Below are 13,852 nucleotides of genomic sequence, written 5' to 3' on the forward strand. Positions count from 1 at the left end.
GGATCTGACACACCCTCAGGCACGGCGCCTACGGCATAGCACCGTCGACCTGAAATGACGCACCTTACCAACTCACTGGGATTTCGTTAATTCCGTAGATCCCTGCGTCTTTCTTGAAAGAGAGCTCTGAGACCGGAGCAGCAAGCCGCAGGTCAGGAATCCGGGCGAAGAGAGTGTTGAGCACGATCTCCAACTCCGCTCGGGCGAGGTTGTGCCCGAGGCACTGGTGAACTCCATAACCGAACGCGACGTGGTTCCGGTCGCCACGACGCAGATCCATCACGTCCGGGTTCTCGAATACCTCGTCGTCGCGGTTGGCCGCGCCGAACCCGAGCAGCACACCCTCGCCGGCACGAATGACGCAGTCTCCGATTTCGATGTCGGCCAGCGCTACCCGAGGCATGGTGTCGAACACGCTGAAGTACCGCAGCAGCTCTTCGAGTGCAGTGTTGGTTGCAGCGGGGTCGGCCTTGATCACTTCGAGCTGCTGGGGGTGCTCCAATAGCCACGTCACACTGAGCGAGATCATGCTGGCCGTGGTCTCGTACCCACCCATCAGGAGCAGGAGAGCCACACCTATGAGGGTCTCGTGTGTGAAGACCCTCGTCTTCTCGTTTCGGGCCATCAAACGACCGAAGAGATCGTCACCCGGCGTTTTCTCTTTAGCGGTGACCAACTCGTCAATATACTGCCGCAGTTCCTCCACCGCACGGTGTCGCTCACTGGGAGGCGTTGAACGACTCACCATTACCGCGGTGCAGCCCTGGAAGAACTCACGGTCACTGTAGGGCACACCAAGCAACTCACAGATCACCTTGGATGGCACCGGCAGGGACAGCGCCTGGACCAGATCGACAGGGCGGGGGCCGGCCAGAAGATCGTCGATGCACTCGTCGACTATCTCCTGAATACGTGGGCGCATTGAGCGCACTCGCTGAAGAGTGAACTCGGAAGCGAGCATCCTGCGGCTGTGCGTGTGCTCTGGCGGATCCAGCCCTATAAGGGCTTTACCGAAGACGTCGAACACTCGCCTTGTGCGCTCGGGTATCGGAAACATAACCGGCGTGCCCTCATGATCCCGGTTGGAACTCATCCTGGGATCCATGAGCAGCGTGCGCACGTACTCATGGCGTGTGACGAACCAGGCCAATCGTCCGGTCGGAAGAGTGACACGAGTGATCGGCTGTTCTTTGCGCAGTTCGGCGTACCGCCCCGGAGGTGCAAACGGACAGCCCCTGTTCATGGGAAAAGCGGGGGGTCCAGCGGTAACCTGGCCGGACTTAGCGTCGTTCATGACCACCCTCACATTTGTCTGTGCCTCAGGATCGGAGTCGCAGCATCCAGCAAATGGAACCACTGCCATATCGGCAGACAAGCAATGTGTTGGATCTAGAGCCCAAATAGCGCCACACATACACGCAGACGGTCAGCGTCGATGAAAATGATGCCGCTATCAAATTCCGGCATGTTGCGTCATGCGATACGCGCGCCAGGAAATAGGTGAAATCGATGAACCGCGACTGACTCAGCGGCCGGATCAGTGTATCCGAAATTCTATTCCTGTGTACAGGCTTCCCGCATTGACTCTCGGAAACATGTTCCCGACATCGGCAGCCGACTTCTACGCGACGCTTTGGGCGCGTTGCAGAAGTCGGCCAACAAGACGCTCCCTGTGAGTTCTGGGAACTTCTTAGTGATGGAACAACCTCAGCCCCGTGCGTGTCAGAACAATCTGGTGCTCGCGGCAGGCGTCCTCGACATCTCCGGACCTGACCGACCCTCCAGGTTCAGCGATGTATGCCACGCCGTGCCGATGCGCGTGGTCGACGTTGTCACGGAAAGGGAGCGCTCCATCAGATGCGAAGGCCACACCGGAGAGGCGCTGCGTCCACTGCGCCCGCTGATCGGCGGTCAGCTCTCCCCCCGGTTCGAACAGCGCCTGCTCCAACCGCTTGTTCTCATCCGGCGTCAGGTCTCCCTCGATGAAGCGGGTCTGCCAGTTGATCTGATCCTGGCGCCGGACGCCCGGCCGGAACGTCAGGGACCGTACGGTCGGATGCCGCCGCAGCCACCACGTGTCCACCTTGGCGCCGGCCAGCCGCGTGCAGTCGACCCTGGACTGTTGGCCCGCCCCGACTCCCAGCGTCATACCGTCACGCACGTAACACACTGAATTGGACTGGGTATATCGCAGCACCGCCAGCCCCAACAGCAGGTCCTCCGCGGCCTGCGCGGGAAGCGAACCGCCCACGACGGGCGCAAGCAGATCCGTAGACAGGCGAACCTGATCCCGGTCCTGCTCCAGGCGCATACCGAAGACTTCCCGCGCCTCCCGTCGCGGAGGCACGAAAGACTCGCTCGCCTCCATGACCAGGAAGCGGCCCTTCTTCTTCTTGCTGAGCCGCTCCACCGTGCCGGGTTCATAGCCGGGAGCAACGATGCCATCACACACCACACTCGCCAGCAGCTCAGCGAGTTCGGCGTCGACCGGGTGTGACACAGCCGCGAAGTCGCCGTAGGACGACTTCGGATCAGCATCCCGCGCACGCAGATACGCGCTGGTCACGCTACCGACGCCGTCAGTGATCCCATGCAGACCGGCGATGACTTCGTCGATCGGCCCAGATACGGCCGCTCCTGCGGGCGAGACGTGCTTGAAGGACGCGGCCGCGGGCTTGCCGAGCGCCTGGCCCGCCTCGTGCACGAGCTGCCAAGCATTCAGTGCATCCAGCACGTTGATGAAGGACGGTTCGCCGTGCAGCAGCCTGATCGGTTGGCTGTCCGGCGCCAAAGGCGTCGCTTGCGCCGCCGACTGTTGCGGGTTGATCCCATAACGCAATTTCATGTCAGAGCCTCCACAGCGGGACATCGCTGAAAGAGGCGCCCAGGCGGTCGACGCTCACACCAAATCTCGTCTCGGACGCTCCCCGGTGGTGCTCCACCTACGCCAGTCGCGACCGGCCGCAAGTCTAGCCGTAGTTGCTGCGCCGGAGCCATCCAGGCTGCCGCTGCGGACCTCATCAGCTCCCCTTCCCGATCTGTTCACAGCTTCGCGAGATACTTCGACACGATCTCGATGACCGCAGGTGCCTGTTCGTTCAGGTAAAAGTGCCCGCCGGGAAACTCCGTCAGTTCGAAGCGACTCACGGTATGAGTGCGCCAAGCCCGCACTTCTTCGAGGGTGGCGCCCGTGTCGCGGTCGCCGAAGAACGCATAGATCGGGCATTTGATCACCGAACCCGACTGATGCACGTAGGTCTCAATTGCCTTGTAATCGCTGCGAATTGCAGGCAGGAACAAACGCAGTACGGAGCTGTCCTCCAGAAGTTGAGAATCTGTTCCGTTCAGCTTTTTGAGCTCTGCCATCAACTCGTCGTCGCTGTACAGGTGCACTGTGCCGGTGCGGTGTCGCGACGGGGCACGGCGTCCAGAGGCGAAGAGCGCGAGAAGAGGCACCGCATCGCCTTCAAGGCGCCTGGCGACTTCGAATGCCAGTGTTGCCCCCATGCTGTGTCCGAACAGAGCCAGGGGAAGGTCCCGCCACGGTTCGAGCGCATCGACGATGCAGTCGGCGAGCGTTTCCATGTTGTCTACGCTGCTCTCCCGAATACGGTCTCCCCTGCCCGGATACTGGACCGCGAGCACATCCACGGAAGGAAAGAGTTCCGCCGATATCGGAAAGTAGTAGTTGGCGGAACCACCGGCATGTGGCAGACAGATCAAGCGCGTACGGGCTTCGGGCGCCGGATGAAAACGCCGTATCCACGCGTTCTGCCCTGTTGCAGCGGATGACATGTGATTCACCACATCCTCGGCTTGCTTCGCTGCGTGCCCAGTCACAACTGCAGCATCCGTTCGGCTTGTTCGAGATCCAAGTGTCCGCTCTGCACCTGACGAAGCACGTCATCAACGTCGAAGTCGGAGGTTTGCGCATCGCTCGACTTCTGGCCGGTGCCCCTCTGCGCCAAGTGAACGGCGAATTCACGGATGGTGGAGTGCTCGTAGACGGCTGCCACCGGCAGACTCGTTCCGTAGCGTGTGTTGACCGTGTTCATCCACTCGACAGCGATGATCGAATCGAGGCCTATATCCACGAACTTGCTGTCGACCGCCACATCTGCCTTCGCCATATAAAGCGCCTCCGCGAGGCTCTCCGTGAGTTCCGCCTCCAGCGAGGCCGTGTCCGACGCCGGGTGACGGACCGAAACGTCGCGTACCGCTTCCTCGGCAGGCAACAGCACCGCCTGGGGCGCTACGGCGGTCCCGGTCGACGGGTCGTACACCCCGGTCAGCTCGCCGGCCAAAGCACGAACCGACGGGAAGTCATAGACATGGCTCGTCGACAGAGCGGCACCGAATCGGTCATTGACTGCGCGGATCCATTCCACGGCGATGACGGAATCCAGTCCAACGTCGATGAACTTCTGATCGACGCCGACCTCGTTGGGCTCCATGTACAGCACCTCAGCCAAGCTCTGCACCAACTGCCGCTCCAGCTCCGCCCGGCCTCCCCGATCCGGTGCCGCCTTGCGCGTGCGCTGCCTTGTCGGCGTCGCAACCGGTATCCCACGCGATGCCAGGCGCGAGATGTCCCGCACCTCGTCCTTCTCCCTGTCGCCGTCGGCCTCCGCCAGGGACAGCAATTGAACGCCTCGCGGTTTTTCCGCGGTGAACCCGCGCTTCGAGGCGGATACCACAGCCGCCGGAGGCTGCAGGGCGGTGCCGTTGGTCACGGCAGTACTCATAACGGGCCCACTCGGACGCGGCTCCGGGCGCTCGCCACTCGCGGCGGTTGCGTCCCGAGACCGCAGAGGCCGCTCGCTGCCGGCGGAAGAGCCCGGAATCCAGTGCTTCCGCCGCTGAAAGGGGTATGCCGGCAGATGCAACCGCCGCGGTGCCTCGTCGGCGTAGAGCAGGTTCCAGTCGATGTCGCAGCCCAGCGTCCACAGCTCGGCGACCTTGGCCAGCTTCCTCTTCTCGATCCAGGACCGAAACATCGCAGTGGCGTCCTCGTCTCCTGCGAGGAGGCTCAGCCGCTGGTCCTGCCCCACCACTCCCTGCCAGATGTCGGGGGCCTGCCGGTCATGCACGAACGCGTCCAGTCGCGCCATCAGGTCGGTGCGATCGGCCGCGAGGAAGACCGCTCGATGTGCCATGGCCTCACGTCCGACCTGCAGGGTGTACGCGATGTCCCGGAGCACACCGGGCCCCGCTCGGTCCTGACCGGCCGGCACCAGCCCTGCCCCTTCGGGGCCACGCAGGTCATTGAGCAGGTTTCGGGCCATCAGGCGCAGTTGCTCGCCGTCCTTGGCCGACAGCGGTACCAGGCGGAGCACGTCGGCTGCTTCGTCCACCGGCGCACTCGTCTCCGGCTCCCCGCTGCCGGACCGCGGTTCGTACGCCTCCAGCAGCACATGGGCATTGGTGCCGCCGAACCCGAATGAGCTGACTCCCGCCCGCAGCGGAAGCGGTTCACCGTCCGTTCCCCGGCCGGGCTCCCACGGCTGGGTGCGTTCGACGATGTAGAACGGGCTGTCGTCCAGTTTGATCAGCGGGTTGAGCCGGTCGAAGTGGAGTGTGGCCGGCAGCGTCCGGTGCTCCATCGCCGCGATGACCTTCAGCATGCCGGCGATCCCGGCCGCGGACTCCAGGTGTCCGAGGTTGGTCTTGACCGATCCCAGTCCGCACGACGAAGGCTTCGCCGTTCCCCCCTCTTCCCTCTCGGTCAAACGGCTGAAGGCGGTCTTGAGGCCATGGATCTCAATGGGGTCGCCCAAGGGAGTGCCTGGGCCATGGGTCTCGATGTAGCTGATCGAACTCGCCGCGACACCGGCCTCCGCGTAGACCGAGCAGATCAGATCCGCGTGGGCCTGCGGATTGGTGATGGTCAGGGAGTTGGTTCGTCCACCATGGTTGGTGCCGATTCCCTTGATGACGGCGTGGATGGCATCGCCGTCCGCGAGCGCGGTGGCCAGCGGTTTCAGCATGATGACAGCGCCGCCCTCGGCACGCACATATCCGTCGGCCGACGCGTCGAACGCTCTGCAAAGACCGTTGTCGGACAGCATGCCATTGCGCCTGAGTGCCGCGAATCGCCGTCCGGACCAGCACAGGTTCACGCCGCCCGCCAGGGCGTGGTCGCAGTCGCCGCGCTCAAGCGCGCGCACGGCCTGGTGGACGGCCACCAGCGAACTGGCACAGGCCGTGTCGACCGTGAGGCTGGGACCGTGGAAGTCGAACCAGTAGGAGATGCGGTTCGCGATAATGGCCGACGACGTCCCCGTCGGTACACAGGCGTCGGATACGTCGGCCTGTTTTTCCAGCAGCTCCGTGTAGTCGGTGTTGGCGACTCCCATGAAGACCCCGGTCCTGGAGCCTTGCAACGCGGCGGCCTGATATCCGGCGTCTTCAACGGATTTCCAGGCAAGCTCCAGGGCGAAGCGCTGCTGGGGGTCCATGTACATGGCCTCCCTCGGCGAGATGCCGAAGAAAGAGGCGTCGAACGCGTCCGCGTCCGCGAGGAATCCCCCTCTGATACGGCTCGCTTCACCGTCGGAGGCCGAGAACGACTCGTCGCTGTCTCTGCGAGCTGCGGGCAGATCGCTGATCACGCACTGCTCGTCCACCAACTGACGCCAGAGATCGGCCAGGGACTCGGCCCCAGGAAACCGGAGACTTACCCCGACGATGGCAATGCCTTTGTTCTCGGTCATGTCTTTCATGCCACTCATATGCCGACCTGCTTCTTCCGTACGAAGTCGACGATCCCGGAGAGCGACACAAGTACGTTCATGAACAGATCTTCGTCTGTCATCGCCGCACCGATATCCTCCTGCAGAAACTTGATGATCCGCAGGTAGTCCCGCGACTCGACGACGCCTTCCCTGAAGAGGTCTGTATCCGCGGTGACCGTGTCGTCGAACGTCACCAGTAGTTCCTCCTGCATGAACGTACGGATCCGCTGCTCCAGCACATCGGAATGCATATCAGTTCCCCTCGCCGCGCGACTTCCGTGACTGCACGATCTTTCTGCCCTTGATGGTGCAGACTCGTCTCTTCCAGAGAAGCCTTCCGTCCTTTTCGACGAAGGAGGAGGCGATATCAGGGTCCGCCAGGCCTTCGTCGAGGAGCCGTGCAGTCTCACGCCGGATCTCGCTGGTTTGCGCGACATGGCCGACGTAGTCATGGAAATCCAGCAGCGATTCCGACTCGAAGAGGGCTTCCAGCTTCATACCGCTGTCCCGATACAGATCGAAGAAGTCACGCTTTGTGTATGTACGGTGGTGACTTCGGTCCACGAGAATTTCCATCCGCTCGAAGAACCGGTCCGTCTTCTCCTCGTCGTAGGCCATGATGTCCTGGATGCAGACGACGCCGCCGGGCCGGCAGCACCGGACCATTCCGGCGAACACCTCCCGGTGGCGAGCCATGTGGTGGAAGGCCGACCGCGATACCACCATGGAGAAGGTGTCGTCCTCGAAGCCGAGGTTCTCCACGTTCCGGTGCACAAACCTGGCGTTGTCCAGTCCTCGCTCGGACGCGTTCTTCCTGGCCACGGCGATCATCCCGGCCGAGATGTCCACGCCGGTCACCGAGCGGGCCAGCGTGGCCGCGTGGAGGGCGAAGGCGCCCGTCCCACAGGCGACATCCAGCAGTTCGTCCTCCTGCGTGACACCGCAGAACTCCGCGAGCCCGCGCAGCATCTTCTCGTCGCGTGTGACCGACCAGGAGTCGAAGTGCTCCGCTCCTTCGTCGAACTGTGCGATGACGAGCCTGGTGTTCATCGCGAATCCCCTTCGTCCGCCGACCCGAACATCTGCGCGTAGGCGGTCTTTCCATGGGCGGTTTTCGGTATCGCCGCCACCTCGATGAGGCGGACCTGTCCGGGATCGATGTGAAACATCCTGCGGAGCAGTTGCTTGACGGAACGCGCTGCGGAGATGTCCTCGAGCGCGATCGACAGCTCCTCGTCCTTGCCTCCGCAGACGCAGGTGAATCCCGCCTGCTGCAGTTGACGCTCGATCTGGTCGAGATCCGTCCGTACCCCGGACATTTTGACGAAGCGACTGCGTCGGCCGACGATGTAGTAATCGCCGTCTTGGTCGAAGTAGGCGATGTCTCCGGTATCGAGGCAGCCGCCCAAATCGTCACCCTTGGACAAGTCGGCACGGTTACGGGCGTAACCCAGCATCACGTTGGCACCCTCGTAGTGAAGGTTTCCATGCGTGTGCGGTTCCGAAACCGCGAGCCCGTTCGTGTCCCTGAGATAAAGCTTTCCGTCGGGAATCGCGGCTCCGATGCTCTCGCTCTTGTCCGGGTGCAGGTCGGCACGCAGATAGGCGATACGGGCGGTGGCCTCTGTCTGTCCGTACATGACGTAGAAGCCGGCAGACCGTTTCTTTGCTTCCGCCGCGTAACGCTCGACGGTCTCCGCCCGCAGCTTTCCGCCGGCCTGGGTGAAACTACGCAGACTCGGCAACTCCATGTGGGCGAATCGCAGGGTGTCGAGCATGTCATATGTGTAGGGGACGCCGGAGAACGACGTGGCTCTGTGCTCGCGGAAGAAATCCCAGAATTCCCGCTTTACCAGGGAGTCGTCCGTCAGCAGCAGGGTGCCGCCCGCCCACAGATGGCTATTGATGACGGACAGGCCGTACGAGTAACTCATCGGCAGACTGGTGATGGCCCGTTCCGACGCGTCCAGTGTCAGGTATTCCGCGATGGAGCTCGCGTTGGCGTTGAGACTGCGCCTCGACAGCCGTACACCTTTCGGTGAGCCGGTCGACCCGGAGGTCAGGAGCACGGCGCTCAGCCGCTCGTGCAGATCCGCACCGCCCGGCGCGTGGTCGGTCCTTACGAGTCGGTAGGAACCCGCGGTGAAAAGCGGTACGCCGTCGCTCGGGCTCTCCTCCCACACGTACTCGGGCCGGTACGCCTCCCTCACCTGGCGCACCAGATCGTCGCCCACGGAACGGTCGACCGGCAGCACGACGTGGTTCGCCGCGATGCCCCCCAGATATCCGACGAGCGACTCGATGCGGTTCCTGGTCCGCAGCAGGATCAAGGCCCGTCCGACCGACGGCAGGGCGGCTCCGAAGGCGGTCACCATGTCGTGCAGTTCGCGGTACGAATACCGCGTGCCGCAGGCGTCGACGACCGCCGTTCGGTCTCCGTACCGGTGCAGATCCTGGTAGATGTCCATCTGTACCTCCTCGGCCATGGGCCTAGACCAGTCCCAGACCGTGCTGGATGTGGTGTAGCAGCAGGCGCTGGTCCTGGTCCTCGCCGAGGAAGAGGTGGTCGCCCGAGAGCAGGTGGAATGTGAAGGCGCCGTCCGTGATCTCACGCCATGCCGTCATGTGTGTCTGGTCGACCCTGTCGTCCCGCAGACCGTGAAATGCCGTGACGGGCACGTCGAACCGAGCCCCGTCGAACTGGAAGCTCTGGACCAGCTTCAGCTCCGCGAGCCGCGACGGCAGCAGCAACTCGGCCAGCTCACCGCTGAGGTCCGCCTCCGACGTCAGGACCTGCAGGATCTTCTGCTTTTGCGCCGCGGTGGCCGAGAGCAGATCGTCCGGCGCCGGAATGTCGTCGAACCCGATCTCCTTGAAGAGGTTCCGCGTCAAGGTGATCATCGGGTTCGGGTAGACCGGCGGCGCCGAGTACGCGCCGACGAACAGGTGGTGCGGTGTGTTCTCGTGGGTCTGCCACAGCCGGTACGCCAGCCGGTACGCCAGGAGCCCGCCGGCACTGTGGCCGTAGAGGGCATAGGGCCGGTCCAGTTCCGGCGACAGCACCTCGGCCAGGGTGTCGATGGCCGTGTCGACGTCCTCGAAAGCCCGTTCCTTGATCCGGGACTCCTTGCCGGGAAGCTGGACCGGGCACACCTCCACCTCGTCCGGCAGCAGTCGCTGCCAGTCGCGGAAGACGGAAGCGCCCCGCCCCCGCCCGTACGGGAAGCAGAACAGCTTGAACCGCGCCGACGGGTTCGGCTTTCGCAGGGCGATCCAGCGTGTGCTGCGCGCTGCCCTGCCGACGGACTCCGAAGCGGTCCTGGACCCGTCGGTACCATCGGCCGGCCGCTCGCGCGGGCGCTCGACGATCCGGACCATCGGCAGAACCGTCCTGGTCAGATCGTGCACGCTCGGCCCCTCGATCAACAGCGCCAGCGGCAGCTGGATACGAAGTTCGGTGTCCAGCGTTTTCTTCGCGCCCACTCCGACCAGCGAATCCATCCCCAGGTCGGCAAGCGGCTCCTCCGCGTCGAGCTCGCCCTGCTCCATCTTCATGAGGTCCGCGAAACACCGGCGCAGGTAGTCCTCCAGCACACGGGGCCGGTCGGCGACCGCGGCGTCCCCGAGGCTCAGCATGATCTCCGAGAGCTCGTCGTCGAAGGCTGATGCCTCGGAGGGCTGTTCGGACAGCTGCTGGAACATCTGGTCGTGCCGGGCACTCAGGCCCTTCATGGTGCCGCTTTCGATCCGCCCCACGACCATGCCGTCCTGGTCCAGCAGATCGAAGCGCCCGTGCAGCTCACCGGACCCGGAGTCGTAGCGCTCGACGGTGGCGTGGCACCACAGCTCCCGGGAGGCGTCCGCGGCGTGCCAGGCGATGTCACGCCACTCGGTGACCATGAACCGCGTGTCCGCCTCGACGTTGTCCGGCAGTGCGGCGTGGAAGAGTTGTGCGCACGCGTCGTAGACCCCCGGATGTGCGCCGATCGTGAAGGTGCGCGGCGTCCGGGCGGTGTGCGGCGTCGCAAGCCGTGCCAGGGCCTCACCGTCCCCCTGCCAGAGGTCGGCTATCCACTGCACCCCCTCACCCAGTTCGAGGCGCCTGGTGCGAGCGACCTCCGCGTAGAACTCGGAGCCCGGCCGTCGTTCTGCAAGATCCGCTGTGCGCGCTTCGATGGACCGGGAGCCACCGAGCACCGGTTCGTCCTCGTGCAGCCGAACGGTGCCTTGCGCGTGCTTGCTCCAGTTCCCCAGGGTGCCGGTGCGGCAGTAGAAGACGAATGACGCCTCGTCCTGCTGCTGCTCCAGGACGAGCATGATCTTGTTCTCGCTCTCCTCCTGCAGGAGGAGAGCACTGATGAACGCGAGCGAGCGCACCGTGCAGGCCCGGTCGAAGGTCTGTCGAACCGCCCGGCTGAGCATCTCCAGGTAGTAGCCGACGTGCAGCACCCCGTGCGTGGCGCGCACATCCGGTACGGCGTCCATCGGCAATGTGAACTCGACCTGGGTCTCCTTGAGGGGAGACGGAAGGACACGCCCGTCCAAGACGTCCTGGTCCCGCTCGGCCACGACCGGGGCCGCGGGGTGGGCAGGAGCCGTCTCGATCCAGTAGCGCTTGCGCTGGAAGGGGTAGGTAGGGACGGCGACCCTGGTCCGCCGGTAACCCCGGTCGAACCCCTTCCAGTCGACGTCGAGGCCGGCCTCGTACAGCTCGGCGAGCGCGTGCGCGAGGACGTCCCACGGGTCGGACGAGGAGGGGAACGGGAGGTGGAGACGATCCGACGAGACGAGGCGGGCGGCCATCGCGTCATCGGTGGCCTCCGCGCCGATCCCGAGGTAACCGTCGTACCCCTGGGCCATGAGCTCGTCGATGCCCGCCTCGGGCCGCGTCCCCGCCGGCACCACGCTCGCCCAGTGGGCGGCGGAGAGCGCGTCCTGCTTCGTCAGGGCCTGTCCCGTCGTCGCGGTCAGCACCCGGAGCTGCGGAACGTGGAGGGTGGCCTCGGACCCGGTACGCGCGAGCTCGGTTCCAGCGACGAGGAATCCGAGAGCGGTGGGCATGTCCATCACCCCCGCCGCGCAGGCGGCGACGAGTTCACCGGTCCCCCGGCCCAGCACCGCGCGAGGGCGCACACCCCAGCTCTGCCACATGGTCAACAAGGCGTACTGGAGGGCGAAGGACTCGATGTCCCTGCTGCCGCGGTCCTCCGGGGCGACGGCCGGCGCACCGGGGGCCGAGCCGTTCGGCTTCGCCGACCAGTGCTCGACGAAGCCGGTCCCGGTGAGTTTCCTGACCGCCTCATCGCAGGCCTGCGCTGCGGCCCGGAACTCTGGTTGGCTGTGGAACAGGTGACTCGCCAGGCGCCTGTCGCCACGCCCGTTGAACAGGACGGCCAGTTTCGGTGCCTGCCTGCGGTTCCTGCTGCCCTCGTCCCCCGCCGCGCCGTCGCGTACGGCGTCGGACACCCGCTGCTTCAGCTCTCGCGTATCCGCGGCGACGAAGGAGAGGCGGTGCGGGAAGTGGCTGCGACCCACGTTCGCCGTGTGACAGATGTCTGCCAGGGCCGGCTTGTCATCGGCGTCCAGCAGCGGCTCGTACGCGGTGGCGAGGTCGAGCAGGGCGCCCTTGTTCTTGGCCGAGAGGGTCAGGATGTGCAGCGGACGCTCCCCCGTGGCCCCGGACGGGCCGGCTTGGCCAAGCGCGTCGTCGGCCGCTCCGGCGACGGTCTCGGGCGCCTCCTCGAGGATCGCGTGCGCATTGGTCCCGCTGAATCCGAAAGAGCTGATCGCGGCGATTCTGGGGCGGTCCTCCGCTTCCCAGGGGACACACGTCCGAGGCACGTTCGCAGGGATGTCCGGCAGCCGTATTTTCGGGTTGAGAGTGTTCAGATGCAGATTGGGGGGAATCTCCCGATGCTGCAGACACAGCACCAGTTTGATCAGACCCGCGACGCCGGCAGCGCCTTCGAGATGGCCGATGTTGCTCTTCACCGAGCCCACCTGCAGCGGTGCCTTCCGCAAGGGGTCGCCACCGAACACATCGGTCATCGCCTGGAACTCGATCGGGTCCCCCAGGGCCGTACCGGTACCGTGCGCCTCGAAGTAGCCGACCTCGCTGGGCAGCACGTCGGCCCGGGTCAGGGTGGCGCGCATGAGCTCCCGCTGCGCCGATCCGTTCGGCACGGTGAGACCGCTGCCGGGCCCGTCCTGGTTGACGCCGCTTCCCCTGATGACGGCCAGCACCGGATCCCCGTCCCGGATGGCGTCGGAGAGCCGTTTCAGCACGACAACACCGCAGCCTTCGCCGCGCCCGTAACCGTCGCCGTCCGCATCGAAGGTCTTGCAGCGTCCGTCCCTGGAGAGCGCCCCCATGTCACAGAGGGAGGAAAAGCCCTGGGACGCCAGCAGCAGGTTCGCTCCGCCCGCGAGGGCAAGGTCGGACTCACCGCTGTTCAGGCTCGCGCACGCCAGATGGACGGAGACGAGCGAGGACGAGCACGCCGTGTCGATCGAGATCGACGGACCGTGCACCCCCAGCACATAGGAGATGCGCCCGGAGGTGATGTTGGACATCGACCCGGTCAGCGTGTACGGGTTGCCGAACTGCTGGGCTCGAGGCAGGCCGGCGTACTCCGAACCGATCTGTCCGACAAAGACGCCGGTCTGGCTTCCCCTGATCCCCTCCGGGGAGATTCCCGCCCGTTCCAGCGCCTCCCAGGCGACTTCGAGCAGAAGCCGCTGCTGCGGATCCATCTCGATCGCCTCGCGGGGCGAGATGCCGAAGAAGTGCGCGTCGAACCGGGTCACGTCCTCGCGCAGGAACCCGGCTTCCTTGAGATAGATCTTGCCCGGTGTCTCCGAGTCGGGCTCATAGACGTCCTCAAGACGCCAGCGGTCCGCGGGGACTTCGACGACGCCGTCTCCCCCGTCCCGCAGGAACTTCCAGAAGGTGTCCGGGTCACTGCACCCACCGGGCAGCCGGAAGCCCATGCCGAGGATGGCGATGGGTTCCCTCGGCGGCGTCTTCGTTTCCAGCTCTGCCGTCAATCGCTTGATCGTCTCCAGCGACCGCGACAGAAGTGCCCTGTAGTCATCGGGCTTCACCTCAACAGCCATGT

General features: G+C 64.7%; 8 protein-coding genes and 1 riboswitch. All 8 genes read right to left on the reverse strand.

Annotated features, from left to right (window positions below; genetic code table 11):
• Positions 1 to 64: 64 nt before the first annotated feature.
• The 8 genes from SPR02S_RS22465 to SPR02S_RS58980 all read right to left on the reverse strand — a co-directional run bounded on the left by SPR02S_RS22465 (position 65) and on the right by SPR02S_RS58980 (position 13,850).
• The gene (locus SPR02S_RS22465; RefSeq protein ID WP_026150777.1) at positions 65 to 1,294 is read right to left on the reverse strand and encodes a cytochrome P450; all 1,230 of its coding nucleotides are present in this window, start codon (positions 1,292 to 1,294) and stop codon (positions 65 to 67) included.
• A 396-nt stretch (positions 1,295 to 1,690) separates the two neighbouring features.
• Entirely contained in the window at positions 1,691 to 2,845 is a 1,155-nt protein-coding gene (locus tag SPR02S_RS22470; protein WP_026150778.1) for a phosphoribosylaminoimidazolecarboxamide formyltransferase, read from the reverse strand.
• Positions 2,846 to 2,875: 30 nt separating this feature from the next.
• Positions 2,876 to 2,965, reverse strand: a riboswitch (ZMP/ZTP riboswitch).
• A 77-nt stretch (positions 2,966 to 3,042) separates the two neighbouring features.
• Positions 3,043 to 3,795: a thioesterase II family protein gene (locus SPR02S_RS22475; protein ID WP_026150779.1), complete on the reverse strand. Its 753-nt coding sequence runs from the start codon at positions 3,793 to 3,795 to the stop codon at positions 3,043 to 3,045.
• A 41-nt stretch (positions 3,796 to 3,836) separates the two neighbouring features.
• A complete protein-coding gene (locus SPR02S_RS22480) occupies positions 3,837 to 6,713 on the reverse strand; it encodes a beta-ketoacyl synthase N-terminal-like domain-containing protein (protein WP_019059252.1) in 2,877 nt (958 codons plus the stop codon).
• Positions 6,714 to 6,727: 14 nt separating this feature from the next.
• Entirely contained in the window at positions 6,728 to 6,985 is a 258-nt protein-coding gene (locus SPR02S_RS22485; protein WP_019059253.1) for a hypothetical protein, read from the reverse strand.
• A 1-nt stretch (position 6,986) separates the two neighbouring features.
• A complete protein-coding gene (locus tag SPR02S_RS58975; RefSeq protein WP_019059254.1) occupies positions 6,987 to 7,784 on the reverse strand; it encodes a class I SAM-dependent methyltransferase in 798 nt (265 codons plus the stop codon).
• Positions 7,781 to 9,202, reverse strand: coding sequence for an AMP-binding protein (locus SPR02S_RS22495; RefSeq protein WP_020684198.1), 1,422 nt, complete (start codon positions 9,200 to 9,202; stop codon positions 7,781 to 7,783). The genes SPR02S_RS58975 and SPR02S_RS22495 overlap by 4 nt, the downstream gene beginning before the upstream one ends.
• A 22-nt stretch (positions 9,203 to 9,224) precedes the next feature.
• The gene (locus tag SPR02S_RS58980; RefSeq protein WP_052347028.1) at positions 9,225 to 13,850 is read right to left on the reverse strand and encodes a type I polyketide synthase; all 4,626 of its coding nucleotides are present in this window, start codon (positions 13,848 to 13,850) and stop codon (positions 9,225 to 9,227) included.
• Positions 13,851 to 13,852: the final 2 nt, after the last annotated feature.

Origin of the sequence: Streptomyces prunicolor NBRC 13075 (assembly GCF_000367365.1) — a bacterium.
GTDB lineage: Bacteria > Actinomycetota > Actinomycetes > Streptomycetales > Streptomycetaceae > Streptomyces > Streptomyces prunicolor.

Excerpts from the sequence above, each read along its gene's own strand:
- SPR02S_RS22465 (WP_026150777.1), bottom strand. The coding sequence starts at position 1,294 with ATGAACGACGCTAAGTCCGGCCAGGTTACCGCTGGACCCCCCGCTTTT.
- SPR02S_RS22470 (WP_026150778.1), bottom strand. The coding sequence starts at position 2,845 with ATGAAATTGCGTTATGGGATCAACCCGCAACAGTCGGCGGCGCAAGCG.
- SPR02S_RS22475 (WP_026150779.1), bottom strand. The coding sequence starts at position 3,795 with ATGTCATCCGCTGCAACAGGGCAGAACGCGTGGATACGGCGTTTTCAT.
- SPR02S_RS22480 (WP_019059252.1), bottom strand. The coding sequence starts at position 6,713 with ATGACCGAGAACAAAGGCATTGCCATCGTCGGGGTAAGTCTCCGGTTT.
- SPR02S_RS22485 (WP_019059253.1), bottom strand. The coding sequence starts at position 6,985 with ATGCATTCCGATGTGCTGGAGCAGCGGATCCGTACGTTCATGCAGGAG.
- SPR02S_RS58975 (WP_019059254.1), bottom strand. The coding sequence starts at position 7,784 with ATGAACACCAGGCTCGTCATCGCACAGTTCGACGAAGGAGCGGAGCAC.
- SPR02S_RS22495 (WP_020684198.1), bottom strand. The coding sequence starts at position 9,202 with ATGGACATCTACCAGGATCTGCACCGGTACGGAGACCGAACGGCGGTC.
- SPR02S_RS58980 (WP_052347028.1), bottom strand. The coding sequence starts at position 13,850 with ATGGCTGTTGAGGTGAAGCCCGATGACTACAGGGCACTTCTGTCGCGG.